This is a genomic window from Psychrobacillus sp. Z3-81 (assembly GCF_056620325.1).
Genome location: NZ_JBWQPU010000007.1, coordinates 177709 through 204065 on the forward strand (window position 1 = coordinate 177709; position 26357 = coordinate 204065).

Sequence of the window (26357 nt, forward strand, 5' to 3'; positions counted from 1 at the left end):
GGTTTCCCGGTCTTTTCATCTATAACTTATCTTTCATCAGCTGTGAATGGAAGTAAAGCCATGATACGAGCTACTTTGATAGCTCTTGTTAGCTTACGTTGGTACTTCGCGCTAGTTCCTGTCACACGACGTGGAAGAATTTTCCCACGCTCTGACACGAATTTTTTCAACAAATCTACATCTTTATAATCAATGTGAGTGATGTTGTTAGCAGTGAAGTAACAAACTTTACGGCGTCTTTTGCCTCCGCGACGTGGTGCCATAATAGATTGCCTCCTTTTCGATTAAGGTAATAATATACGCGAGAATTAGTTTTTAGAACGGCAGATCGTCATCCGATACTTCTATCGGACCGCTGCTGCTTCCAAATGGATCGTCATCTACACGTGTATAATTTTGCTGATTCGTTGGTTGGTTTTGCTGATATGTTGGATATGGATTATTCTGTTGGCCACCGCCAAATGATTGTCCACCTTGGCCACCACCAGAACTTCCACGTGGTTCTAAGAACTGAACGCTGTCACAGACAACATCCGTCGTATAAACACGCTTACCATCTTGTCCTTCATAACTACCTGTTTGAATACGCCCTTCAACACCAGCCAAACTTCCTTTTTTCAAAAAGTTTGCCGTATTTTCAGCTTGTTTTCTCCAAACCACGCAGTTGATAAAATCAGCTTCTCTTTCACCCTGTTGGTTTGAGAATGTTCGATTCACAGCAAGTGTGAATCTTGCCATTGCTATACCACTCGGCGTATATCGAAGTTCCGGATCTTTTGTTAGTCTTCCAACTAGCACGACACGGTTAATCATCAGTTTTCAACCTCCCTCGTTCAGCATTCGTAGTCGATTTCTTATTTTTCGTCCATACGTACAGCAATGTGACGGATAATGTCTTCATTGATGTTAGCTAGACGAATGTACTCATCGATTGCTTTAGAATCAGCATTTACTTTAACGATTTGGTAGTAACCTTCACGTAAGTCGTTAATCTCGTAAGCTAAACGGCGTTTACCCCATTCTTTTGCTTCGATGATTTCAGCTCCGTTAGAAGTTAAGATTTCGTTGAAACGCTCCACTAGAGCTTTCTTCGCATCTTCTTCAATCGCTGGTTGAATAATGTACATTAATTCGTACTTTCTCATCTATTTACACCTCCCTATGGTCTTTGGCCGACTGCGAACAGGCGACAAGGAGCAAGTAATACTATTACTCACATCAATTTATTGTAGCACAACTTCTCTCTACTATCAACAAAATGGATACTAATATTTTTTCTTTATAGTATAGTTAAGACAGAGGTGAATACTTTGGATAAAGAACTAGAAATCGTACATACGATTGAAATAGATATAAAAAAAGTTGCTATCGCAAATGTTTGGCAAACAATCATCTTTTCTATCCTCGGTTTTATTTTATATGTAATTCTTTATGATGGGTTGGAGTTTGCTATATCCTTTTCGGGTATTCTTTTATTTGTTATTAGTTATTTTCTTCTCATCATTTTACATGAATTTTTTCATTTACTCGGCTTTTGGGTATATGGTAAAGTTCCTTGGCGTTCTATGGACTATGGGGTTAATCTCTCTTTAGGAGTCGCTTACGCTACAACCGCCATTCCCATTCCAAACAAGGCAATGAAAAAGGCTCTTTTATTGCCATTTTGGGTTACTGGTGTGATTCCTATGGTGATTGGATATATTGACCAGTCTCTGATTCTTGTGTTGGTAGGAGCTTGGCTAATAGCTGGAGCCGTTGGTGACTTTGCGATGTATAAAGAACTAAAAAAATACCCTAACGATATTCTTATCAAAGACCATCCTACAGAGCCAAAATTATATGTAGTAAAAATAAAAGATGCGGATAAAAAATAAACGAAAAGCACTTACGATTCTAATTGATAAAATCGTAAGTGCTTGCTTATTTTTTTTTACCTTGTTCTCTAGTTTTGATACTAACATCATTAAATCATTTCGTTACTAGAAAACTGGATGGTGTTTTTCTCTTTTATTACACGTTAAAACGGAATAGCATAATGTCTCCGTCTTTTACCACGTACTCTTTACCTTCTAAACGAACCTTCCCTGCCTCTTTTGCTGCTGACATGGAGCCATACTCAACTAAATCGTCATAAGCAACAGTTTCTGCACGGATAAATCCTTTTTCAAAATCTGTATGAATAATACCAGCACATTGAGGTGCTTTCATTCCCTTGCGGAAAGTCCAAGCTCTTACCTCTTGCACACCTGCTGTAAAATAAGTAGCTAGTCCAAGTAAATAGTACGATGCTTTAATCAATTGGTCTAGACCAGATTCAGCAATCCCTAGCTCTTCCAAGAACATTTTCTTTTCTTCATCCTCTAAAGCAGCCATTTCCTCTTCAATTTTTGCGCAAACGACAATTACCTCTGCACCCTCGTTAGCAGCAAATTCTTTTACGCGTTTTACATATTCGTTATCCTCGGGTTCCATTATGTCATCCTCAGAAACATTGGCAACGTAAAGCATAGGCTTAATGGTTAATAAATGCATGCCCTTTACTGCCTTTAATTCATCTTCCGTAAAGTCTACAGAACGAGCTGGTTGTCCAGCCTCAAATGCCTCTTTTAAACGAAGTAGAATAGGCTCTTCCACCATTGCATCCTTATCCTTTTGCTTCGCCATTTTAGATACTCTCGCTAGACGTTTATCCACGCTTTCTAAGTCTGCTAGGATTAATTCAAGATTAATAACTTCAATATCAGAAATAGGGTCTACCTTACCAGAAACGTGTGTAATGTTTTCATCCTGGAAGCAACGTACTACCTGACAGATTGCATCTACTTCGCGAATATGAGCAAGGAATTTATTTCCTAACCCTTCCCCTTTACTTGCTCCTTCTACAATTCCAGCGATATCAGTAAATTCAAAAGCAGTAGGGACAGTTTTCTTCGGAACAACTAATTCTGTTAATTTATCTAAACGAGCATCTGGTACTTCTACGATCCCTACGTTTGGATCGATTGTAGCAAACGGATAGTTTGCAGCAAGTGCTCCAGCTTTTGTTATTGCATTAAATAATGTAGATTTTCCTACGTTAGGCAACCCTACGATTCCAGCTGTTAACGCCATATAAGTCACAACCCTTTCCTAATTACGTTCTCATTCCAACTAACCTGTTCATTATATTGATTTTACAAATAAAAGTCTATCCTTACTCAGTTGTTGGTTCTGCTTCTACTAAAACTTTTTTCATCTTTTTTTCAAACTCTACACGTGGAATCATCACGCTATGCTGACATCCTTCACACTTTATGCGTATGTCTGCCCCTAAACGGATAATTTTCCAACGATTTGTTCCACAAGGATGCTGCTTTTTCATTTCTACAATATCATTGAGTTGAAATTTCTTTCTTTCCATACAGTCACCTACTCTTCTTTATTCGCTTCGTTTACAACAATAGGGTAAGCACTATCTTTTCCTTTGAATTGTAAGTACTCTCTTAAATCTCTTCTAATTTTTCTTGCCATATCCTGATTTTCGTTTGGCATTGTTTCTACCACTATTCTAAACACCATTTCAGTAGCTGTTAAATCCTCAATCCCTAAAATCTCCGGAGCTTTTACTAGCTCAGGATATTTAAATGGTAAATTTTTCAAGAAGTCTTTTATTACTCTTTCGGCTTCTTGGATATCTGATCCGTAAGCAACTTTAATATCTACTAATACTTTAGAATTGAATACGGAGAAATTTACTACATTTGTGATAGCACCATTTGGGATAATAAACAGTTCACCTGTATAGCTCTTTATCTTGGTTGTGCGCAGTCCAATCTCTTCTACTGTTCCTCTTGCAGTCCCAATTAATACTTCGTCTCCAACTGCAAATTGATCCTCGAATACAATGAAGAATCCTGTGATAACGTCTTTCACTAAGCTTTGGGCACCAAAACCAATTGCTAGACCAACGATTCCAGCCCCAGCTAGTAAACCTGCAACATCAATTTCAAAGGTCGCTAAAATAGTCAGAATTGCAATGAAATAAACTATGTAAGACAAAATATTTTGTAGTAATTTCATTAATGTATTTTGTCTTCTTTCAGAATATCTTAAAGGAGTTTTTATTCTTGTAATAAAAACTTTTTCTATTAGGCGCCTTCCTATTCTAATAACAATGCTTGATATTACTAAAATGAATAGGATTTTTAATATGATTGCTCCTAATCCTATCCATGTTTCTGCATTAAGTAAATAATCTTTTAAATCATTAATCGGTTTTTCCAATACCATGGTAACCCTCCCATTTATTGAATAAATTACTTTATAGGTGCATATACTGTCATTAAAAAGAAAGTGAGTTAGTATATGACCTATCAAGTAAACTCTATTCCTTCTACCTCTTCTATCTATTATAAAGAATCGGGTGCTATTTGGCGATTAAGCTCTATATTTTTAGACTATATTCCTTTTCATCATCCGAACCTTGTTTTCTGCTGTATTGGAACTGACCGTTCTACAGGTGATGCAATGGGTCCGATGACCGGATCCTTCTTGACTCAACTATCTTCTTTTCCATTTGAAATTGTCGGCACTTTAGATACTCCTCTACATGCTCTTAATCTCGAGCAAACTGTAGAAAGGCTATATAACTCAGCCGAAAAGCCATATATTATCGCTATTGATGCTTGTTTAGGTAATGCTAGCAGTATTGGAGATATTATTGTACATCCTGGTCCTTTATATCCTGGTAAAGCTGTAAAAAAAGAACTCCCTCCTATTGGAGAGGTCTCTATTAAAGGAGTCGTCAATATTGGCGGCTATATGGAATATAATGTATTACAAAGTACTCGGTTACATTTAACCTTTGAGATGGGCAAAGTCATTTCAAGAGCATTGTTACTTGCTTATCACAGATATTATTTAAAACATCGTAATAAGCCATACACACACAGCGAGAGCCAGCAAGCTTGGCAGTAAGTTTGCCACTCTAATTTTGGTTAGTCCAATTAAGTTTAAACCAATAGCTATGATCATAATTCCACCAGTAGCTGTCATTTCTTGAATAAACAAATCAAAGGTAGCTGCTGGAACAAGCATCGTTATTTGTATAGCCAACAATGCAATTATTCCCTGATAAATAAACACAGGTACAGCGGATAGGACCACTCCTATCCCTAACGTTGCTGATAAAATCATTGCAGTAAAGCCGTCTATAATTCCTTTACTTATTAGTAAATCATGATCATTCTGTATCCCACTATTTATTGCTCCTAGTATCCCCATTGCTCCTATTACAAAAATTAGGGTGCCGGTGACAAAACCTTGTGCAAGACTACCACTTGGTTTTCCCGAGCTGAATTTCTTTTCTATTAAGTGACCTAGTTGAGTGATACGCTTTTCTAAATCAATCCACTCACCTAGTCCACCACCAACAACCAAGCAAATAATAACCATGGTAAAGTTTTCACTTTTAATACCCATTTGTATACCCATGACTATTACAGCTATCCCTATAGCATACATAATAGTTTGCTTCATATTTTCTGATATGCCTTTTAATAATCTACCGATTAAAGAACCTACAATAATTAATATAGCGTTAATGAATGTTCCTAACAGAGCCATCTTTTCTCTTCCTTACTTCAAAAATACAACCTATCTCTCCAATTTCCACGAGAGATAGGTTGTACTAGTTTTCTAACAAACTTAGAATTCTTTCTAAATCATCTTTTGAATAAAATTCTATTTCAATTTTACCCTTTTCTTTTTCTTTTGCTTTATTAATTGTTACTGCCGTGCCAAAAAACTCACGTAGTTCAGATTCTTTTTCTAACGTAAAGATATCCTTTTCCACTTTTTTTGTTTCACGTGGAACATTCTCATTCAAACGTTGAACTAATGCCTCTAGTTGCCGTACATTAAGGTTTTCTTTTATGGTTTTTTGCATAATTAATGGGATGTTTTTCTTCTTTTTTAAGCCTAGCAATGCTTTAGCATGTCCCATAGATATTGTGCCATTCGAAACCGCTTCTTTTACTACGTCTGGTAGAGATAGCAAACGAACATGGTTTGCTATATATGGTCTGCTTTTACCTAATCTAAAAGCAAGCTGTTCTTGAGTAAGATTTAAATTGTCCATCAGGTTTTGATAAGCCTCTGCTTCCTCAATAGGAGATAAATCTTCTCTCTGCAAATTCTCTAAGATAGCTAATTCCATCATTTGTTGATCATTTAACTCTCGAATAACTGCTGGTATCTCCTCTAATTTTGCCAACTGAGAGGCTCTAAATCTCCTCTCACCCACAACTATTTCATACTTGGAGCCTTTTCTACGAAGTATGATAGGCTGCAATACCCCATGCTCTTTAATCGATTCAGCTAACTCATTTAATGCATCTATCTCAAAAACTTTACGAGGCTGGTATGGATTTGGTTTAATCTCCGTTATGCTGATTTGTTCAACTTTCTCTTCGATTACTGTATCTTCTTCTGGAAAAAATGCACTTAATCCTTTACCTAAACCTTTAGCCATGACGGATCACTTCCTTCGCAAGTTCTAAGTATACTTCTGCACCTCTTGATTTCGGATCATAGATAATGATAGGTTCTCCGTGGCTAGGTGCTTCACTAAGACGGACATTTCTAGGTATAATTGTTTTATACACTTTGTCTTGGAAGTATTTCTTAACCTCTTCAATTACTTGAATACCTAAGTTTGTTCTTGCATCAAACATCGTTAATAAAACACCATCGATTTGAAGGTTTTTGTTCAAATGTTTTTGTACAAGTCTAATGGTACTTAATAACTGGCTAAGCCCTTCCAAAGCATAAAATTCGCATTGGACAGGAATGATAATAGAATCAGCCGCTGTTAAAGAGTTAATGGTTAATAGACCAAGGGAAGGCGGACAATCGATTATGACATAATCATAAAGCTTTTCTACCTCTTGGATAGCCTTTTTCAAGCGGACTTCTCTTGAAATGGTTGATACTAATTCTATTTCGGCACCAGCTAGAGAGATAGTTGCCGGAACGATATGTAAATTTTCTACTTTCGTTTCTAAAATTGTATCTTTTATACTTACGTCATCTATCAAAACATCATAAATACATTGATTTACCTCGCCTTTATTCACACCAACGCCACTAGAAGCATTTCCTTGCGGATCTATATCAATTAATAAAACCTTTTTACCTAAGTATGCAAGGCAGGCACTTAAGTTAACGGAAGTCGTAGTTTTACCTACTCCTCCTTTTTGGTTTGCTATTGCAATAATTCTTCCCACTCTTGCACCCTCTTTCTTTTTTCATTTTAGGCTCATCTTCTATTCTATCAAATTTCGCAGAAAAATGAATGCTATTATTGTTAAAATTATGTTTGATTCATTTTACACCGTCTATACAAACAGCTACTACAGAAATTTTGGACAAAAAAAACCACCATCTAATTAGTGGTGGAATAAGTAAAATATATTTATGATTTCTTTTTGGGTATTTTTACTGTTATTTGATAAAAATCGTCTGTATCTTCTTCCTCTGTTTTTATATCAATCCCGCTTTTAGTTACCATAAAAAGTGAATGTTTAATAGTATTTAGAGCAATCCTAACATCCTTACTCACAGCTTTTCGCTTAGGTTTAGATTTAGATTTCTTTTCATCTTTCTCTATCGGATTGTTTATAATTGAAACTTTGTCCTCTAATTGTTTTACATTTAATTGTTGTTCTATTGCTTCATTCATTAACTGAATTTGTAATTCTTCTTCCTTTAATTGCATTAAAGCTCTTGCATGTCTTTCCGATAACTGTTTGTTCATAATAGCTTGTTGTATTACTTCTGGCAGCTTTAACAATCGAAGCTTATTCGCAACAGTGGATTGTCCTTTACCTAGCCTTTGGGCAAGCGCCTCTTGCGTCAAATCATGGAGCTTCAATAATTTCTGATAAGCAACAGCCTCTTCAATTGCTGTTAACTCTTCTCTTTGAAGATTTTCTATTAATGCAATCGAAGCTGTTTCCTTATCACTTAAATTTCGAACAATTGCAGGTACTTCTTTCCACTGCAGTTTTGTCATTGCTCGGAAACGTCGTTCACCTGCAATAATCTCATACTTATCGTCTTCCATTTTTCTAATAACGATTGGCTGTATTACTCCGTGTGTATGGATCGTTCTTGCAAGCTCTTCTATTTTCGAATCATCAAAAACAGTCCTTGGTTGGTACCTGTTTGGAACAATTTTTTCTATCGGGACTTGTACAACTTCTTCCACATTACTACTAGCTTCTTCAACAATTTCCTCTTGCCCTTGCTTTACTGAATTTCCAAAAAATCGTGAGAAAGGACTTTTCATCATCTAGCACCACCCTTTAATAACTCTTAAAACTACATTTATCCAAAAAGAAACTTATAATGTTTCACGTGGAACGTTCCTCATTAATTAATAGGTGTTTTGTTTGGAATACCTGGTTTTCGAGGATATCTTTTCGGTGTGCCTTTGATCTTAGAAAAGACATACAACGTTCTCTCACTATTTTCGATAGGTAAAAGAAAAGTAAACTCTGCAATTTTTTTAGATCCTAATATATCAATTGCTTTTTGTGCATCCTTTAGTTCATCTAGCGCATTGGCTGCTTTCATTGCAATAAACCTTCCACCAACTTTAACTAACGGTAAACATAACTCTGCTAGAACAGAGAGTCTTGCTACTGCTCTAGCAGTAACAAGATCAAATTGTTCTCTGTAATCAGCATTTTGTCCAAATTCCTCTGCTCTTGCATGGACGAAATGAACCTCATCTAATTGTATCTCTTTAGCTAAATGAGTTAAAAATTGAATTCGTTTATTTAAAGAATCAACGATTGTCACCTTTAGATTTGGAAAACAGATTTTCAGGGGTATACTTGGAAATCCTGCTCCCGCCCCCACATCACAAACAGAATAGGAACCCGAAAAATCTTCATAAAAGGAAGCGCTGATAGAGTCGTAAAAATGCTTCAAGTAGACAGATTCTTCATCTGTAATAGCTGTTAAATTCATTTTTTGGTTCCACTCTACCAATAGCTCATAATATCTTCTAAATTGGTGCATTTGAGAATCATTTAGCTCAATTCCTTTTTCTAAGAGGGCTAGCTTAAATTGTTCTTCGTTCATGGTGTTCTCCTCTTCTATTAGACTAACCAGAGATCTTTGCTATTTTTCCTTGTTCAATGTAAATGAGTAAAATAGAAATATCTGCTGGATTTACCCCAGATATACGAGATGCTTGGGCAATTGACAATGGACGAACTTGCATCAGCTTTTGTTTCGCTTCCGTAGCAAGACCTGAAATAGCATTGTAATCAATATCTTCTGGAATCTTCTTATCTTCCATTTTTTTCAATTTTTCTACTTGTTGAAGAGATTTTTCAATATACCCTTCGTATTTCACTTGAATTTCTACTTGTTCTTTTTCTTCTACTGTTAGCTCTATGTCTGTTGGTGCTAATTGAGCAATTAAATCATACGTCATTTCTGTGCGTTTTAATAAATCCGCAGCACGTATACCGTCTTTAAGCTCACTACCACCAACACTACGAATAACCTCTTGTGTAGTATCATTCGGCTTAACCATCCAAGCACGTAATCTTTCTAGTTCTTGTTCAATACGCTTCTTCTTAGAAGTAAATTTCTCATAACGTTCTTCAGAAATTAGACCAATATTATAGGCAATCTCTGTTAAACGAAGATCTGCATTATCGTGGCGAAGTAACAGACGATATTCAGCACGAGAAGTTAATAAACGATAAGGCTCATTGGTTCCTTTTGTTACTAGATCGTCAATAAGAACACCAATATAAGCATCTGATCTACTTAAAACTACTTCCTCTTTATTAAATACTCTAAGAGCTGCATTAATTCCTGCCATTAATCCTTGACCAGCTGCTTCTTCATAGCCAGATGTCCCATTAATTTGGCCTGCAGTGTATAGATTTTTAATTTTTTTCGTTTCTAAGGTTGGCCAAAGCTGAGTTGGAACCATTGCATCATATTCTATTGCATAGCCTGCCCTCATCATTTCAGCTTTTTCAAGACCTGGAATGGAAGCTAGTAATTTTCTTTGTACATGTTCCGGAAGACTTGTAGATAATCCTTGCACATAAACTTCTTTCGTATTTCTTCCTTCTGGCTCCAAGAAAATTTGGTGACGAGGCTTATCATTAAATCGTACAATTTTATCCTCAATAGATGGACAATACCTTGGCCCAGTTCCTTTTATCATTCCAGAATACATAGGAGATAAATGGAGGTTCTCTTCTATAATTTGATGAGTCGTTGCACTTGTATAAGTTAACCAACAAGGTAACTGATCCATGATGAACTCCGTTGTCTCAAAGCTGAAAGCTCGTGGAACATCGTCTCCAGGCTGTATTTCTGTTTTAGAGTAATCAACCGTCTTACTATTAACTCGAGGGGGCGTTCCCGTTTTGAATCGGACAAGGTCAAAGCCCAAGTTTCGTATGCTGTCAGCCAATTTAATAGACGGCTGTTGATTGTTTGGACCACTAGAATATTTCAAGTCACCGATAATGATTTCCCCGCGTAGGAAAGTGCCAGTGGTAATTACTACGGTTTTAGCTCTATAGATAGCCCCTACTTGTGTTATTAAACCAACAATCGTGTTATCTTCCACTAGCAACTCTTCTACTACTGCTTGGTGAATCGTTAGATTGTCTTGTTCCTCTAACAATTTCTTCATTTCATGTTGATATAACACTTTATCTGCTTGAGCTCTTAGCGCTCGGACAGCAGGACCTTTTCCTGTGTTAAGCATTCTCATTTGAATATGTGTTTTATCTATTACTTTTCCCATGGCTCCGCCTAGTGCGTCTATTTCTCGCACGACAATTCCCTTTGCAGGTCCTCCGATGGATGGATTGCACGGCATAAATGCAATCATATCTAGATTTATTGTTAGAACAAGGGTTTTGGCACCCATTTTTGCAGCGGCTAGTGCAGCTTCTACTCCTGCGTGTCCTGCTCCAACGACAATCACATCGAACTTGCCTGCTTCAAAGTTTGGCATGTTCGTTTCTTCCTCTCCTTATTATTTTCCTAAACAAAATTGTGAGAACAACTGATCAATCAGGCTTTCTTCCACAGTATCCCCAATAATCTCGCCTAATATCTCCCACGTTCTTGTAACGTCTATCTGTATCATGTCCACTGGGACATTGTTATGTGCAGCTTCAATTGCATCGGTAATTGTTGCCTTTGCTTGGTTTAATAAAGCAATATGACGGGCATTCGATACATACGTAATATCAGAAATTTCAATGGACCCTTCAAAGAACAGAGAAGCAATTGCCTCTTCTAGCTCGTCCACCCCTTCTTCTTTTAATAAAGAGGTTGTGACTAGGCGTTTGTCTCCTGAGAGTTTCTTTACTTCCTCGTGGTCTAATTGAGTTGGTAAGTCCGTTTTATTGATAATAACGATATAATCCATCCCTTTTACAGTTTCAAACAATCTTCTGTCTTCATCTGTAAGTGGCTCTGAATTATTTAACACCAACAACAATAAGTCCGCTTCTTTTAATACTTGTCTTGATTTCTCGACACCGATACGTTCGACAATATCCTCTGTCTCTCTAATACCAGCAGTATCGACAAGCTTTAAAGGAACACCACGCACATTTACATATTCTTCTATAATATCACGTGTAGTTCCTGCTATATCTGTAACAATCGCCTTATTTTCATGTATTAAGCTATTTAATAAGGAAGATTTTCCGACGTTCGGTCTACCAATTATAGCAGTAGAAAGACCCTCTCTAAGGATTTTTCCTTGGGATGAAGTGACCAATAGCTTCTCTATTTCATCCCTCACCCAGTTGCCTTTCTCTATCATCAATGGAAGCGTCATTTCTTCCACATCATCATATTCAGGATAATCAATATTTACTTCTACCTGAGCCAATGTTTCAAGTAACGCTTGTCTCAACGATTGGATTAGCTTTGATAGACGACCTTCCATTTGACCAAGCGCTACGTTCATCGCCTTATCGGTTTTTGCTCGTATTAAATCCATCACAGCTTCCGCTTGAGACAAATCTATACGACCATTTAAAAAAGCACGTTTTGTAAACTCACCCGGTTCAGCAAGTCGTGCTCCATTAATCAATACCAGTTGAAGAACTCGGTTAACAGACACAAGACCTCCATGGCAATTTATTTCGACAACATCTTCTCTTGTAAATGTCTTGGGACCTTTCATCAAGGAAAGCATGACTTCCTCCACTACTTCCCCATTTTTCGGATCTACTAAGTGACCGTAATGGATTGTATGAGATGCTTGGGAAGCTAAACTCTTGCCGTTAGGAGAACGAAATATTTTCTCAGCTATTTCAATCGCCTGTTCACCACTTAGTCTCACAATGGCAATTGCCCCTTCTCCTAGTGGAGTAGAAATAGCAGCTATTGTATCAAATTCCATTGACGTCCACCTCCTATCTTTCCTCAGTTATTCACATGTGGATAACTGAAATGAACATGACTATCTAACATATAACAATAACATAAATTGACCCAAATCAGAAGTCTAGAACCTTTTATTTATGTGAATAAAAAAAGACCGTTACCAACTAATCATTTTTTTACAAGAAAAGCGCAAGCTCCTTGTTCTTCCCCGACAAGTAAATGAGGAAAAAAGAGGAGGCAGCTCCACAGCTTTTTCACATTTTACCTTGAGGGAAAGACGCTGGAGCTAGACACCTCGAAAAACGCAAGTGCCTACTTCCTTCCAAACTCTGGTTTCATAAAATCTTTCTGCGAAGAAAAACGGATTTCAGCATCTGTGCCAAAATCCGTTTTTTCGTTATTTTATTGGTTCTATCACTAAAAACCTGTTTGGATCCTTTCCTACCGAGTAAGTTTCAATATCTACTCGAACAGAAAGTGCATGATGAATAATTTTTCTTTCATAAGAGCTCATTGGCTCTAATTCTACCTTTTTTCCGGTACGGACAGCCTTGTCTGCCATTTTTTCAGCAAGGAGCTCAAGAGACTCTTGTCTTCGCTCACGGTAGTTCCCTACATCTAATTTGATAATAATAAAGGATTGTGAAAACTTATTGGCAACTAATTGGGAAAGATTCTCTAAGGCATTCAGCGTTTGACCTCTTTTTCCAATAAGCAAAGCTGCTTTTTCGCTATTTAAGTGAAGGTATATGAATTTTCCTTCTCTCTTTTCCTCTATTTTTAAGTCTTGGATATCCAATTGCTTGGCGATATCCATTAGATAAGCAATCGTTTCGGCAACTGCCTGGTCATTATTTGGAACAAGCTCTTTCTTTTCCTCTTCTACTAAGGTAACAACGTATTCTTGAGACTCACTTACATGCTCAACAAGGTCTTCTTCAAAATCCTTTTCTAAAGCAACTTCTTTTTCTAAAACAGTAACTTCCACAACTGCAGGCTTGGCCCCAAAACCGAGAAAGCCCTTTTTCCCTTCTTCCACTACGGTAATTGACACATCTTCTTGCATTACTCCAAGTTTTTCAAGTGCAACACTTATAGCTTCTTCCTTTGTAGGCGCAGTCTGTGTAATCTGCTTCATTTTTTTGCCCCTCCCGCTTTAACAGGTATTGTTTTCGGTTTATTCCAAGGTTTATAAATGAATAAGTTTTGAATAATGGAGATAATATTACCAATAACCCAGTACAAGGTTAGGGCTGAAGGTACTACCATACCAAATCCCATTATCATAAACGGCATAATATACATCATAATTTTCATTTGAGGGTTGTCCATTGCAGGTCCTGTTCTTAACACGATCAACTGCATAACCCCAGTTAGAACTGCTAATATTATACTCGGCTCTGCTAGAGTAAATCCAATAAAATCTCCTAAGTTAATCTCAGGCGTATTATTCATTCGGCTTATTGCATGATAGAAACCTATTAATATGGGCATTTGTATAAAAATCGGCAAACAGCCCGCTGCAGGATTAACTCCTCTATCTTTAAATAAGGCCATCATTTCTTGTTGATACTTTTGCTGTGTAACTGCATCCTTAGAAGCATACTTTTGCTGAAGTGCCTTTAATTCAGGTTGAATTTCCTGCATCTTCTTCGAATTTTTAGTCTGCTTAATCATCAGAGGTAAAATTACCAATCGAATTATGATTGTTACCACTACTATACCTAGCCCATATGTGCCAAGTAAGTTTTTAAAATAGGTAATAAATGATACTAGTGGCCAAACGATAAACTCGTTCCAAAAACCTTCCGAGTCCTCGTAAATTGGCTCATTAAATTCAGTACAGCCTGCTAAAAAAGTAGTAATCATGATAAGCATTACTACTAGGAATATTCTCTTTTTCAACCTTCTTCCCCCTAATTTTTATATCTTCCACTATCTTACCATTACGTTGAAAAGACTTCACTAGCTTTTCTTTCTTAAAACCTTCGCTATTTTTAGCACATGTTCTAAGCTCTTCTTGGTTTCATGGAAGTCGAGGTTGGCCGCCGGATTCCTGGCGATGATAATATAATCTTTTTTCGGGAATACATAGTCATTTAATTCTAAAAAGGTTTGCCTGATATATCTCTTAATACGATTCCTAACTACAGCATTTCCTACCTTTTTGCTTACAGATATTCCAATGCGAAAATATTCCTGATCGTTATCTATGCTATATATCACGAACTGTCTGTTGGCAAATGATTTTCCTTTTTTAAAAATATGCTGGAACTCTGTATTCTTCTTTATCCTCTGTTTCTTATTCACCGATCAATTCACCTGCTCCAACTAACATTTTAAAAGTTAAAAGAAAAAAAAGACCACTGAGATGGTCAGTGGACTTATGCTGATAATACTTTTCTTCCTTTTGCACGACGTGCTGCTAATACGCGGCGACCGTTCTTTGTTTTCATACGCGCACGGAAACCGTGATTTTTGCTTCTCTTACGGCTATTTGGTTGGAATGTACGTTTCATCTATATGACACCTCCTGAATGATCATCTATAAAAGTTCCTTAGACAGTCTTGGATATTATATAAAAACTAACCCCTAATTGTCAATGCTTAATTAGTATTCTTTCTATCCATAAGGAATCCCCACTTATCCACAAAGCTATTCATAGAGACTGTTAATAAAATTTTATGCACAAAAAATATCCACATAGCTTATGAACAAGTTTTTCACATAATCATAAGCTGTGGACAACTCTTTTTGTTAATTATATTAATATTGTGGATAACCTTAAAAAAACTTGTAATTGCAACGTATTTTTGATACGATGTTTGTGTTTTACTATTCTTCTTAAAAACTGACTGAAAACTTTATCCACAGTTGTTAGTAATCTGTGGATAATATTTTTCCCCATACCTTTATAAACTTTATCCACAAGTCGTGGATTTGTGTATATAACTTATTTTATACATATATAAGAGGAAAACTTAAGCAAAACAAGGGAATACAAAAATAATTGTTCGTCTCTACGAAAATCTAAGAAAAAGGAGATTAAATAATTGGAACACTTAGAAGAACTTTGGGCAAAAGTTCTCTCCGAAGTAGAAAAGAAAACTTCTAAACCGAGTTTTGAGACTTGGTTAAAATCCACGAAGCTTCTTTCTTATAAAGGAGAAACTGTCACCATTGCAGCACCCAATTCCTTCGCTAGGGATTGGTTGGAGAACCACTATGTTCATTTAATAGCTGGTATTTTAAATGAAATTACCGGTAATGAACTATTAATTTCATTTGTTGTACCAAAGAACCAGGATTTCAATGATTTTGACATCCCTAAACCAAAAGTTCCTGCTACACAAAATGAACAGTCTGAGTTTTCGCCCGGAATGCTTAACTCAAAAAATACTTTCGATACCTTTGTAATAGGCTCTGGGAATAGGTTTGCGCATGCAGCTTCCCTAGCAGTAGCAGAAGCACCAGCAAAAGCATATAATCCTCTTTTCATATATGGAGGTGTTGGATTAGGAAAAACCCACTTAATGCACGCGATTGGACATTATGTTCAAGAACACAATCCGAATGCAAAAGTGGTTTATTTATCTTCTGAGAAGTTTACAAATGAATTTATTAATTCCATTCGAGACAACAAAGCAGTTGATTTTCGTAATAAATATCGAAATGTCGATGTACTACTAATAGATGATATTCAATTCCTAGCTGGAAAAGAATCAACTCAAGAAGAATTTTTCCATACCTTTAATGCCCTCCACGAGGAATCAAAACAAATCGTTATTTCAAGTGACCGTCCTCCTAAAGAAATACCTACTCTAGAGGACCGATTAAGATCGAGATTTGAATGGGGACTAATCACTGATATAGCTCCTCCAGATTTAGAAACAAGAATTGCGATTCTAAGAAAAAAAGCTCGTGCAGATGGTCTTGATATTTCAGATGAGGTAATGGCCTATATTGCCAACCAAATAGATTCCAATATCCGAGAGCTTGAAGGCGCGTTAATTCGCGTAGTAGCTTACTCCTCATTAGTGAATAAAGACATTAATATAGAATTGGCAGCGGAAGCATTAAAGGATATACTGCCAAATGCAAGACCTCGTATTATTACTATATTGGATATTCAAAAGGTTGTTGGAGAGCATTTTCATATTAAATTAGAGGATTTCACTGCAAAGAAGAGAACAAAATCCATTGCATTTCCACGACAAATTGCTATGTATCTCTCCAGAGAACTTACTGACTTCTCCTTACCTAAAATAGGTGAGGAATTCGGTGGTCGAGATCATACAACAGTGATCCATGCTCATGAAAAAATCTCTAAAATGCTAAAGGACGACTTAAATTTACAAAATGATTTAAAGCAAATAAAATCTATCCTCGGAAGATAATAACTATGTGGATAACTTTTCATTTTTTCATTCTACTTAAGAACAGGTTATTCACATGTGGATATCGAGGCTGTATAAGAGAATTATACGGTTATCAACATATCCACAAGCCCTATTACTATATCTATTAATCTTTTAAATAAATAATTATATAAGAGAGGTACTAAAATGAAATTTGAAGTAATGAGAGATAGTTTGTTAGAAGGCTTAAATGATGTAATGAAAGCTGTAAGTTCAAAAACAACTATTCCAATCTTGACAGGACTCAAATTAGAAGTAACTGAAAAAGGGTTATATATTACAGGAAGTGATTCAGATATCACCATTCAAACCTTTCTTCCAGTAGAAAAAGATGGCGAGCAAATAATACAAGTAATAGAACCAGGAACTATCGTTTTACAAGCAAGAATGTTTAATGAAATCATTCGTAAGCTACCTACAAATGATGTAGTAATCGAAGTAACAAATTATTTTCAAACGAATATTCGTTCAGGAAAAACAGAATTTAACTTGATTGGATTAGATGCATCTGAATATCCTTTACTTCCACAACTTGAAGAAGAGCATCAATTTTTCATGCCATCTGATTTATTAAAATCGATTATTCGAGAAACAGTTTTCGCCGTTTCTACATCTGAAAGTCGACCAGTGCTAACTGGAGTTAACTGGGTAGTAAAAGGCGGAGAGCTAAACTGTGTTGCTACAGACAGTCACCGTCTAGCTAAAAGAAAAACAGCATTAAAGGATCTACCTGAAGAAGAATATAGTATTGTCATTCCTGGTAAAAGCCTGAATGAATTAAACAAAATATTAGAAGAAACCTCCTCTGAGGTTGCAATTGTCATGACTCAGCAGCAGATTCTTTTTAAAGCAGAAAATGTATTATTCTATTCTCGATTATTAGAAGGGAATTACCCAGACACTTCTCGTTTAATTCCTAGTGAATATAAGACAACTATTGTTGTAAACGGAAAATCACTACTCCAAGCTATTGACCGTGCTTCTCTATTAGCTAGGGAAGAAAGAAACAATGTTGTTCGCTTCTCTACAGTTGAACAAGGATATGTGGAGGTTTCCTCTAATTCTCCGGAAATCGGAAAGGTAGAAGAACAAATTCTAGCGGAAACTATCGATGGGGAGGAATTAAAAATCTCCTTCAGTGCTAAATATATGATGGATGCTTTAAAAGCAATAGATGGACAAGATGTAAAAATCTTATTCACAGGAGCTATGAGACCATTTGTTTTAAAATCGGTACATGATGATTCCATCTTACAGTTAATATTGCCGGTAAGAACTTATTAATTATGGAGGAATAATAAATCCTGTTCATAAGTGAAAATATCAGTAAGGACTTTTTCTTTTTCCACGTAATAATCGATTCTTCTATAAGAAATTTTCATCAGAGATAGTCACTTATGTGGCTATCTTTTTTACATATTTGCTAATTTGGAGTAAAATGAAGGGATAAAGAAAATGAGAAGAGGTTGAATAATAGTTGGAAGAGATACAATTTGATTCGCCGTATATTACACTCGGACAGTTATTAAAAATGACAGATGCTATTGATTCTGGAGGAGCCGCTAAATGGTTTCTAAGTGAAAATATCGTTTATATAAACGGAGAAGCAGATCAAAGAAGAGGTCGTAAGCTTTATAATAAAGATGTTGTGAATATCCCAGGGGTAGGAAGATTTCTAATGGTTGGACCTGAGAACGGGGCATAGTATGTATATTGAACGCATAGAACTAAAAAACTTCCGTAATTATGATTCAATTGAGCTAGACTTTTCCTCCAAGATTAATGTGTTGATTGGTGAAAATGCTCAAGGGAAAACAAATCTAATGGAATCCTTGTATGTTTTATCCATGGCAAAATCACATAGAACTTCCAACGATAAAGAATTGATACGTTGGGAAGCAGACTATGGTAGAATAAAAGGTGATGTTCAAAAAAAGTATGGACGTTTACCATTAGAGCTAACACTTTCAAAAAAAGGTAAAAAAGCAAAAGTAAATCATATAGAGCAAACAAAATTGAGCAATTATATTGGTCAATTAAATGTCGTGATGTTTGCACCTGAAGATTTGAATTTGGTAAAAGGCAGTCCCCAAGTCAGAAGAAGATTTCTTGACATGGAGATTGGACAAATTTCTCCGGTATATCTTCATGATTTATTACAATTTCAAAAGGTGCTTAAACAACGAAATCATATATTAAAACAACATCAAGGGAAGTCCAAACTAGATGATGTGATGTTTGACGTTTATACAGAGCAATACGTAGAAGCAGCAGTAAAAGTAGTACAAAAAAGATTCCAATTCATGGATTACCTACAAAAGTGGGCCGAGCCAATTCACTTAGGTATTTCTAGAGGATTAGAAAAGCTAACAGTTGCATATGACTCTACTATAGGTATTGAAGCGGATTGGTCTGAAAATAGTATGAAGACTCATATTGAAAATAAATTAAAAGAGAATCAAAAAAGAGAATTAGATCGAGGGGTTACCTTGTATGGTCCCCACCGAGATGACTTAAAGTTTTTCGTAAACGACTATGATGTTCAAGTATATGGATCACAGGGGCAGCAACGAACAACTGCATTGTCTTTAAAGCTAGCTGAAATCGAGTTGATAAAACAGGAGGTAGGAGAGGCTCCTGTTTTATTGCTGGATGATGTATTATCGGAACTTGATGATTATCGACAGTCTCATTTATTAAATACGATTCATGGAGACGTCCAAACTTTTGTAACTACCACTAGTGTGGATGGAATAGCGCATGAAACGATACAACAAGCAAGAATGTTTCATGTGGAACAGGGAACGATTGATAAATAAAAGATTCACAATGATAGAAGTGAAAGAGTAGGTGAGCAAGTTGACTATGGAGGAAAAAGAATTACAACCATCTTATGATGCAGACCAGATACAAGTGTTGGAAGGACTAGAAGCTGTTCGTAAGCGTCCTGGGATGTATATTGGGACAACAAGCGGAAAAGGTCTTCATCACTTAGTTTGGGAAATAGTAGATAACAGTATTGATGAAGCACTTGCAGGTTACTGCGATCATATTATCGTGACAATTGAAAAAGATAACTGGATTCGCGTAGAAGACAATGGACGCGGAATCCCAGTAAATATTCAAGAGAAAATGGGTAAACCTGCGGTAGAGGTAATTATGACTGTGCTCCATGCAGGCGGTAAATTTGGTGGCGGAGGCTACAAGGTATCAGGCGGTCTTCATGGCGTAGGTGCATCTGTTGTTAACGCTCTATCCGAATATACAGAAGTATACGTTAAGCGTGAAGGAAAAATGCATAGCATCAAATTTAAACGTGGAGCAGTTATTTCTCCATTAGAAGTTATTGGAGATGCCGAAGATACTGGTACTACTACAAGATTCAAAGCAGATGCTGAAATATTTACAGAAACCACCGTATATGAATACGATATTCTTGCTCATCGTGTACGTGAACTAGCTTATTTAAATCGTGGGCTTTCTATTACGATTACTGATGAGCGCGAAGGTCAAGAGCAATCGAAGACATATCTATATGAGGGCGGTATTAAATCTTATGTAGAGGATTTAAATAAATCTAAGGAGCCTCTTACAGAGGAAGCTATCTTCGTAGAAGGTGAAAAGGATGGAATATCTGTAGAAATAGCTATGCAATATAACGGAGGCTATTCTTCTAATATCCTGTCTTTCGCTAACAACATTAATACCTATGAGGGTGGATCGCATGAGTCCGGCTTTAAAACGGCCCTTACTCGTGTAATAAACGATTATGCTAGAAAAAATGGCCTTCTTAAAGAATCAGAGGCAAATTTATCTGGAGATGACGTGAGAGAAGGACTTACAGCGATTATTTCTGTTAAGCATCCAGATCCACAGTTCGAAGGACAAACAAAAACTAAACTGGGGAACTCAGAGGTTAGTGCTATTACCAATAGCTTGTTTTCTGAAGGCTTTGAGCGCTTTTTATTAGAAAACCCGCAAATTGCTAGAAAAGTTGTGGACAAAGGTTTAATGGCGGCCAGAGCACGCTTAGCTGCAAAAAAGGCGAGAGAATTTACTCGTAGAAAGTCAGCTTTAGAAGTTTCTAGCTTACCAGGTAAACTAGCGGATTGTTCATCACGAAACCCTTCTGAAAGTGAACTCTATATAGTAGAGGGTGACTCTGCCGGTGGTTCAGCGAAATCTGGTCGTGATAGACATTTCCAAGCAATTCTTCCGCTTCGAGGAAAGATCCTAAATGTTGAGAAAGCTCGTTTAGATCGAATTCTTGGAAACGCTGAAATCCGCGCGATGATTACGGCACTTGGTACTGGAATAGGAGAAGAGTTCACACTAGATAAAGCAAGATACCATAAAATCATCATCATGACAGACGCGGACGTGGATGGTGCTCATATTCGGACGTTATTACTTACATTCTTCTTCCGATTTATGAGACCATTAATCGAAGCGGGCTATGTGTATGCTGCGCAACCACCTCTTTATCAGGTGAAGCAAGGGAAACATGTAGAGTATTGCTACAATGATGAACAGCTGAAAGAAATTCTTGAGCGTCTACCGAAAACTTCTAAACCAAATATCCAGCGTTATAAAGGACTTGGAGAAATGGATGCCGACCAACTTTGGGAAACAACAATGGATCCAGATGCTCGCACTCTATTACAAGTTAATCTTGATAATGCCATGGAGGCTGACAAAGTCTTTGAGCAGCTGATGGGTGAAGAAGTAGAGCCAAGAAGACAATTTATCGAAGAAAATGCAGTATACGTGAAAAATCTTGATATATAAGAATGTGTGTGATTGGAGGTCTTTAGGATGTCAGAAATACCGAATAAAGGTGTAAGAGGAATAAATATTAGTCATGAGATGAAAACCTCCTTTCTTGATTATGCGATGAGTGTTATTGTTTCTCGTGCTTTGCCAGACGTTCGTGATGGGCTAAAGCCTGTGCATCGTCGAATCCTGTATGGAATGCAAGAGTTAGGAAATACACCGGACAAGCCTCACAAAAAGTCAGCCCGTATTGTAGGAGATGTTATGGGGAAATATCATCCACATGGTGACTCCTCTATTTACGAGGCAATGGTGCGTATGGCACAAGATTTTAGTTATCGCTATATGCTCGTAGACGGTCATGGGAACTTTGGTTCCGTAGATGGTGACGGAGCAGCTGCGATGCGATATACGGAATCCAGAATGTCTAAAATAGCATTAGAGCTATTAAGAGATATCAATAAAAATACAATCGATTATAAGGATAACTACGATGGCCAAGAGAAAGAGCCTGTTGTATTACCAAGTAGATATCCAAATCTTTTAGTAAATGGTGCTTCCGGTATTGCGGTTGGGATGGCTACCAATATTCCTTCTCATAATCTAGGAGAAGTAATCGATGGAGTACTGGCGCTATCAGAGAATCCAGCTATCACAGTGGATGAGTTAATGAACATTATCCCAGGTCCTGATTTCCCAACAGGGGGAATTATCATGGGGCGCAGCGGTATTCGTCGTGCTTATGAAACTGGAAGAGGTTCATTATTAGTACGCGCCAAAGTGGAAATTGAGCAAAAATCTAGTGGAAAAGAAGTCATTATTGTAAAAGAACTTCCTTATCAAGTAAACAAGGCTCGCTTAATTGAAAAAATAGCAGAGTTAGTACGTGATAAAAAGATTGATGGCATCACACATTTAGCAGATGAATCTGATCGAAATGGTATGCGAATTGTCATCGAGGTTCGCAAGGATGCAAACTCTCATGTTTTACTTAATAACCTGTATAAGCAAACAGCTTTACAATCTAGCTTTGGTGTAAATATGCTAGCACTAGTGGACAATCAACCAAAGGTACTGAATTTGAAAGAGATGCTTTATCATTATTTAGAGCATCAAAAGGTAGTTATTCGTCGTAGAACACAATTTGAGTTGAATAAGGCAGAGGATCGCGCTCATATTTTAGAGGGTTTACGTATTGCTCTTGATCATATTGATGAAATAATTGCCCTTATTCGAGGATCTCAAACAGGGGAAGAAGCGAAAAATGGTTTAATGGAGCGCTTCAACTTATCTGAGAGACAGGCCCAAGCAATTTTAGATATGCGTCTACAACGTTTGACAGGGTTAGAACGAGATAAAATTGAAGAAGAGTATAACTCTCTTCTTAAGTTGATTGACGAGCTTAAGTTCATCTTAGCGAATGAATATCGAGTAATAGAAATCATTCAAGATGAAATAAAAGAAATCAAAGAACGTTATGCCGATGCAAGAAGAACAGAAATAGTTGCAGGTGGTGCAGAAATACTAGAGGACGAAGATTTAATTCCTATGGAAAATTCCGTGCTTACTTTAACTAATAAAGGGTATATAAAACGTTTGCCTGCAAATACGTATAAGAGTCAGAAGCGTGGTGGACGTGGTGTACAAGGAATGGGCACTAACGAGGATGACTTCGTTGAGCATTTATTGTATACATCTACTCACGATACAATCTTATTCTTTACAAATAAAGGGAAAGTTTATCGTGCAAGAGGGTTTGAAGTACCTGAATTCGGACGAACTGCAAAAGGACTTCCGCTTATCAACCTATTAGAAATTGATAAAGATGAGCAGGTAACTGCTATGATTCCAATGTCATCGTTTGAAGAGGATAATTACTTCATCTTTACGACAAAACAAGGGGTAACCAAGCGTACACCAGTTTCAAGTTTTGCCCACATCCGTTCTAATGGCTTAATAGCGATCTCTTTACGTGAAGAGGATGAGTTAATCGCTGTTCGCTTAACAGATGGCAATAAAGAAATTATTATTGGAACTCGTGAAGGTAAATTGCTTAGATTTAATGAAGACGATATCCGTTCAATGGGAAGAACTGCTGGTGGAGTAAGAGGTATCCGATTAAAAGATGATGACTATGTTGTAGGTATGGAAATCATTGAGCCAGGACAAGAGATACTAGTTGTTACTGAAAAGGGTTATGGAAAACGAACACCTGAATCAGAATACCGTGTGCAAAGCCGTGGCGGTATGGGAGTGAAAACTTGTCAAATTACCGATAAGAACGGTCCTTTATCTGCTGTAAAGGCAGTTTCTGGCGATGAAGATCTGATGTTAATCACTATCAATGGTATGTTAATACGTATGGATGTAAATGATATTTCTGTAACTGGTAGAAGTACTCAAGGAGTTCGACTGATGAGATTAGGGAACGAAGAGTTAATCTCAACCGTAGCAAAAGTAGAAAAAGAAGAAGCAGAAGAAACAGATGGAGATGCTGAATCTACAGAGGAAGGCATCGATGAAGAAGTAACTTCTGAAGAATAAAAGAAAGGGGGTGTCCCATAAGTAGATAACTTATGAGGCGCCCTTCCTTTTTTTATGGATATCTGCTATGTAGTTTTGCTCCTGCCGTAGCATCAAAATTCCACCATTCTCGTCGGAAAGGGACCATCTAAAAATGACTTTTTAGATGGTCCCTTTTATACATATACTAAAAACGGAAATTTTAGTATAATAAGATAAAATATTTCATAAGTGGGGAAAATATGGAGCATTTACTAGAAAACTTAGAAGAGGTTAGATTAGGAAGTATTTTGGCTGAGGATATCTTAGTCAATACTAAGTCACCAATACTTCGCAAAAACACAAAGATAAAAAGAGAACATATCGAAGTTTTAAATGCGTTTAATGTATTAAAAGTACCTATCCTAGTAGAAAATATTTTTAATCGAACGGAGGAAGAGCTTGCAGATCTAAAAAGAGAGAAAAGCTATTCTTCCAATAGCAGATCATCGCAGCCCTCTTTGAATTTTAACCAGCTCTATAACAAAGCGGTAAATAACTTTTTCCTAGAATTTACGGCATGGGAAACTGGGATGAAGGTAGATGTGGCAAAGCTTAGAAAAATAGTAATGCCCCTGATAGAAAAAGTAATGGAAGAAAAACAGATATATGCACTACTTAATAGTTATTCTTCTATGGACAAATATGTAGCACACCATTCTATAGCGGTAGGTATCCTAGCAGGAGCAATCGCAAAAAAATTAGGTTACCCGGCAGGGCAAATCAATCAGCTTGCCACTGCAGGACTGTTAGCTGATGTTGGAATGGCGAGGATAGATAGTAAGATTAGAGAAAAGAAAACTCCTTTAACGGAGCAGGAATTCTCCGAAATAAAGAAGCATACAATTTTTAGCTTTCAGTTAATTAAGGACAGTCCGCTTTTAAAGCCAGAGATGAAACTAGCTATTTTTCAACACCATGAAAGACTGGACGGAAGCGGTTATCCCAAGGGAGAAAAATCAGAGGGAATATCTATTTACTCTCAAATTATAGCTATTGCAGATGTCTATCATGCAATGACATCTGAGCGACTATACCGTGCTAAAACTTCTTCTTTTAAGGTGCTAGAGATGATTAAAGAAGAAGAGTTCGGGAAATATAATTTCGAAGTGGTGAATGCTTTAATATCATTAGTATGTGATTTGCCTATTTCTACAGGAGTTAGATTATCTAATGGAGAAGTCGGTGAGATTGTATTTTTCCATCGAGATTCTCCAATGAGGCCAATGGTACGTATGAAGGAATCTGGAGAAATTTTAGATTTAGCTGCTAACCGAGGACTACACATTGAGAGTATACTGGATTAATATCTTTACGATGTCTTATTATATTGGAATCAAGTAATGATGGATCTTAAATGTAAATGCATACTTTCAAAGTATAGTGGAAGTTTATTAGAGTAATCAATTAGGTCCCCCTCTAATCAAAGAGGGGGGGTTTCATATATAACTTTTAATTATTGTATTTTGCTGTCTTATCATTCAGTTGAGAATTGTTCTGTAATAATTAACATGTTCGATTCATCAAATTCCCAATCCTCTCCGTAAGCAACCTCCCAATAATAGACGTCAAGGTCTGTGAAGTATCCTCCATAACCTCCCCAATCATTCTTTTTAGGCTCTTTTTGAATTGTTGCACCTGACAAACGAGCTCTGTTTAAAATATCATCTACTTCTTCCATTGATTTTGCATTATAAGCTAATGTTATCCCTGCAAAGCCATTTAGCGTAGCAGGTGGATTTTCTTTGTTTATATCTCTAGCTAGCTCCTCTTTAGGATACAAAGCAATCCTCGTTCCTTTATTTTTAAAGAAAATAATGTATGGGTTAGACTCTGTTCCTCTAATCGAAGTATCGAATCCAAGGTTTTTAAAAAACATGTGAGATTTTACAATATCATTTGTTGTGTTATTAAGTTTAATCTATTTATCTTTTCTCTCTGAATAGCTTTCTCGTTAGAAAAATAAACTCGACATAGACATCTTTAAGATTTAAAAAGAAGTTTACTATTTTATTTGATTTAGGTGTTGACTTATATAAAAATCCTTGATAATATATAGAAGTCGCCGAGAGGTAATAACGACTTGGCAACACGATGAACATTGAAAACTGAACATGCAAAACGTCAAGATATACAGCGATTGAAACATATCGCAAAACAAACATGACATC

Annotated in this window: 27 protein-coding genes and 1 pseudogene; 9 read left to right on the forward strand and 19 right to left on the reverse strand. The window is 36.7% G+C overall.

Features of this window, described 5'->3' with window-relative positions:
- Positions 1 to 26: 26 nt before the first annotated feature.
- From rpsR to rpsF, 3 genes are read right to left on the reverse strand one after another with little or no spacing between them, the layout of a single operon-like run.
- Complete coding sequence (rpsR, locus tag AC1ECF_RS09900) at positions 27 to 263, reverse strand: 30S ribosomal protein S18 (protein WP_480389246.1); 237 nt, start codon at positions 261 to 263, stop codon at positions 27 to 29.
- 52 nt (positions 264 to 315) lie between these two features.
- Positions 316 to 813 carry a single-stranded DNA-binding protein gene (gene ssb / locus AC1ECF_RS09905; RefSeq protein ID WP_480389247.1) on the reverse strand — a complete coding sequence of 166 codons (498 nt, stop codon included), beginning with the start codon at positions 811 to 813 and terminating at the stop codon, positions 316 to 318.
- Between the two features lie 41 nt (positions 814 to 854).
- On the reverse strand, positions 855 to 1145 hold the full coding sequence (gene rpsF, locus AC1ECF_RS09910) for a 30S ribosomal protein S6 (protein ID WP_480389248.1): 291 nt from the start codon (positions 1143 to 1145) through the stop codon (positions 855 to 857).
- A gap of 156 nt (positions 1146 to 1301) precedes the next feature.
- On the opposite strand from rpsF, the gene AC1ECF_RS09915 reads away from it, so the two are divergent.
- Positions 1302 to 1874, forward strand: coding sequence for a DUF3267 domain-containing protein (locus AC1ECF_RS09915; protein ID WP_480389249.1), 573 nt, complete (start codon positions 1302 to 1304; stop codon positions 1872 to 1874).
- A 136-nt stretch (positions 1875 to 2010) separates the two neighbouring features.
- Here the strand turns inward: AC1ECF_RS09915 and ychF are convergent, their stop codons facing one another.
- The 3 genes from ychF to AC1ECF_RS09930 all read right to left on the reverse strand — a co-directional run bounded on the left by ychF (position 2011) and on the right by AC1ECF_RS09930 (position 4269).
- Entirely contained in the window at positions 2011 to 3111 is a 1101-nt protein-coding gene (gene ychF, locus AC1ECF_RS09920) for a redox-regulated ATPase YchF (protein WP_480389250.1), read from the reverse strand.
- Positions 3112 to 3193: 82 nt separating this feature from the next.
- The gene (locus tag AC1ECF_RS09925; protein ID WP_480389251.1) at positions 3194 to 3400 is read right to left on the reverse strand and encodes a DUF951 domain-containing protein; all 207 of its coding nucleotides are present in this window, start codon (positions 3398 to 3400) and stop codon (positions 3194 to 3196) included.
- An 8-nt stretch (positions 3401 to 3408) separates the two neighbouring features.
- Complete coding sequence (locus tag AC1ECF_RS09930; RefSeq protein ID WP_480389252.1) at positions 3409 to 4269, reverse strand: mechanosensitive ion channel family protein; 861 nt, start codon at positions 4267 to 4269, stop codon at positions 3409 to 3411.
- A gap of 75 nt (positions 4270 to 4344) precedes the next feature.
- Between AC1ECF_RS09930 and yyaC the strand changes: the two genes are divergently transcribed.
- Positions 4345 to 4956, forward strand: a complete 612-nt coding sequence (yyaC, locus tag AC1ECF_RS09935; RefSeq protein WP_480389253.1) for a spore protease YyaC — start codon at positions 4345 to 4347, stop codon at positions 4954 to 4956.
- Here the strand turns inward: yyaC and AC1ECF_RS09940 are convergent.
- The 11 genes from AC1ECF_RS09940 to rpmH all read right to left on the reverse strand — a co-directional run bounded on the left by AC1ECF_RS09940 (position 4900) and on the right by rpmH (position 14951).
- Positions 4900 to 5604 (reverse strand): DUF554 domain-containing protein, encoded by a 705-nt coding sequence (locus tag AC1ECF_RS09940; protein ID WP_480389254.1) that lies wholly within the window; start codon positions 5602 to 5604, stop codon positions 4900 to 4902. The genes yyaC and AC1ECF_RS09940 overlap by 57 nt on opposite strands.
- Positions 5605 to 5668: 64 nt before the next feature.
- Positions 5669 to 6511 carry a ParB/RepB/Spo0J family partition protein gene (locus AC1ECF_RS09945; protein ID WP_480389255.1) on the reverse strand — a complete coding sequence of 281 codons (843 nt, stop codon included), beginning with the start codon at positions 6509 to 6511 and terminating at the stop codon, positions 5669 to 5671.
- Positions 6504 to 7265, reverse strand: a complete 762-nt coding sequence (locus tag AC1ECF_RS09950) for a ParA family protein (protein WP_480389256.1) — start codon at positions 7263 to 7265, stop codon at positions 6504 to 6506. The genes AC1ECF_RS09945 and AC1ECF_RS09950 overlap by 8 nt, the downstream gene beginning before the upstream one ends.
- A gap of 188 nt (positions 7266 to 7453) precedes the next feature.
- Complete coding sequence (gene noc / locus AC1ECF_RS09955; RefSeq protein WP_480389278.1) at positions 7454 to 8329, reverse strand: nucleoid occlusion protein; 876 nt, start codon at positions 8327 to 8329, stop codon at positions 7454 to 7456.
- Between the two features lie 83 nt (positions 8330 to 8412).
- The gene (gene rsmG / locus AC1ECF_RS09960; RefSeq protein ID WP_480389257.1) at positions 8413 to 9129 is read right to left on the reverse strand and encodes a 16S rRNA (guanine(527)-N(7))-methyltransferase RsmG; all 717 of its coding nucleotides are present in this window, start codon (positions 9127 to 9129) and stop codon (positions 8413 to 8415) included.
- 22 nt (positions 9130 to 9151) lie between these two features.
- Complete coding sequence (mnmG, locus tag AC1ECF_RS09965; protein WP_480389258.1) at positions 9152 to 11041, reverse strand: tRNA uridine-5-carboxymethylaminomethyl(34) synthesis enzyme MnmG; 1890 nt, start codon at positions 11039 to 11041, stop codon at positions 9152 to 9154.
- A 21-nt stretch (positions 11042 to 11062) separates the two neighbouring features.
- Positions 11063 to 12448, reverse strand: coding sequence for a tRNA uridine-5-carboxymethylaminomethyl(34) synthesis GTPase MnmE (gene mnmE / locus AC1ECF_RS09970; RefSeq protein WP_480389259.1), 1386 nt, complete (start codon positions 12446 to 12448; stop codon positions 11063 to 11065).
- A 381-nt stretch (positions 12449 to 12829) separates the two neighbouring features.
- Positions 12830 to 13570 carry an RNA-binding cell elongation regulator Jag/EloR gene (jag, locus tag AC1ECF_RS09975; RefSeq protein ID WP_480389260.1) on the reverse strand — a complete coding sequence of 247 codons (741 nt, stop codon included), beginning with the start codon at positions 13568 to 13570 and terminating at the stop codon, positions 12830 to 12832.
- Complete coding sequence (gene yidC / locus AC1ECF_RS09980; protein ID WP_480389261.1) at positions 13567 to 14337, reverse strand: membrane protein insertase YidC; 771 nt, start codon at positions 14335 to 14337, stop codon at positions 13567 to 13569. Before yidC ends, jag begins: the two co-directional genes overlap by 4 nt.
- A 60-nt stretch (positions 14338 to 14397) precedes the next feature.
- Entirely contained in the window at positions 14398 to 14742 is a 345-nt protein-coding gene (rnpA, locus tag AC1ECF_RS09985) for a ribonuclease P protein component (RefSeq protein ID WP_480389262.1), read from the reverse strand.
- 74 nt (positions 14743 to 14816) lie between these two features.
- Entirely contained in the window at positions 14817 to 14951 is a 135-nt protein-coding gene (rpmH, locus tag AC1ECF_RS09990; protein ID WP_480389263.1) for a 50S ribosomal protein L34, read from the reverse strand.
- A gap of 535 nt (positions 14952 to 15486) precedes the next feature.
- Between rpmH and dnaA the strand changes: the two genes are divergently transcribed.
- From dnaA to AC1ECF_RS10025, 7 genes are all read left to right on the forward strand, one after another.
- A complete protein-coding gene (gene dnaA / locus AC1ECF_RS09995) occupies positions 15487 to 16830 on the forward strand; it encodes a chromosomal replication initiator protein DnaA (protein WP_480389264.1) in 1344 nt (447 codons plus the stop codon).
- A 168-nt stretch (positions 16831 to 16998) separates the two neighbouring features.
- A complete protein-coding gene (gene dnaN, locus AC1ECF_RS10000; protein ID WP_480389265.1) occupies positions 16999 to 18135 on the forward strand; it encodes a DNA polymerase III subunit beta in 1137 nt (378 codons plus the stop codon).
- 193 nt (positions 18136 to 18328) lie between these two features.
- Complete coding sequence (gene yaaA, locus AC1ECF_RS10005) at positions 18329 to 18556, forward strand: S4 domain-containing protein YaaA (RefSeq protein WP_480389266.1); 228 nt, start codon at positions 18329 to 18331, stop codon at positions 18554 to 18556.
- A 1-nt stretch (position 18557) separates the two neighbouring features.
- Positions 18558 to 19670 (forward strand): DNA replication/repair protein RecF, encoded by a 1113-nt coding sequence (gene recF / locus AC1ECF_RS10010; protein ID WP_480389267.1) that lies wholly within the window; start codon positions 18558 to 18560, stop codon positions 19668 to 19670.
- Between the two features lie 46 nt (positions 19671 to 19716).
- The gene (gyrB, locus tag AC1ECF_RS10015; RefSeq protein WP_480389279.1) at positions 19717 to 21639 is read left to right on the forward strand and encodes a DNA topoisomerase (ATP-hydrolyzing) subunit B; all 1923 of its coding nucleotides are present in this window, start codon (positions 19717 to 19719) and stop codon (positions 21637 to 21639) included.
- A 27-nt stretch (positions 21640 to 21666) separates the two neighbouring features.
- Positions 21667 to 24168 (forward strand): DNA gyrase subunit A, encoded by a 2502-nt coding sequence (gyrA, locus tag AC1ECF_RS10020; RefSeq protein WP_480389268.1) that lies wholly within the window; start codon positions 21667 to 21669, stop codon positions 24166 to 24168.
- A 221-nt stretch (positions 24169 to 24389) separates the two neighbouring features.
- Positions 24390 to 25493, forward strand: coding sequence for an HD-GYP domain-containing protein (locus AC1ECF_RS10025; RefSeq protein ID WP_480389269.1), 1104 nt, complete (start codon positions 24390 to 24392; stop codon positions 25491 to 25493).
- A 170-nt stretch (positions 25494 to 25663) separates the two neighbouring features.
- On the opposite strand, the pseudogene AC1ECF_RS10030 reads toward AC1ECF_RS10025, so the two are convergent.
- Together AC1ECF_RS10030 and AC1ECF_RS10035 are read right to left on the reverse strand one after the other, a co-directional pair.
- Positions 25664 to 26115, reverse strand: a pseudogene (locus tag AC1ECF_RS10030) (VOC family protein).
- The coding region (locus AC1ECF_RS10035) for a hypothetical protein (RefSeq protein ID WP_480389270.1) at positions 26112 to 26357 on the reverse strand (246 nt) is incomplete at its 5' end. The pseudogene AC1ECF_RS10030 and the gene AC1ECF_RS10035, both read right to left, overlap by 4 nt.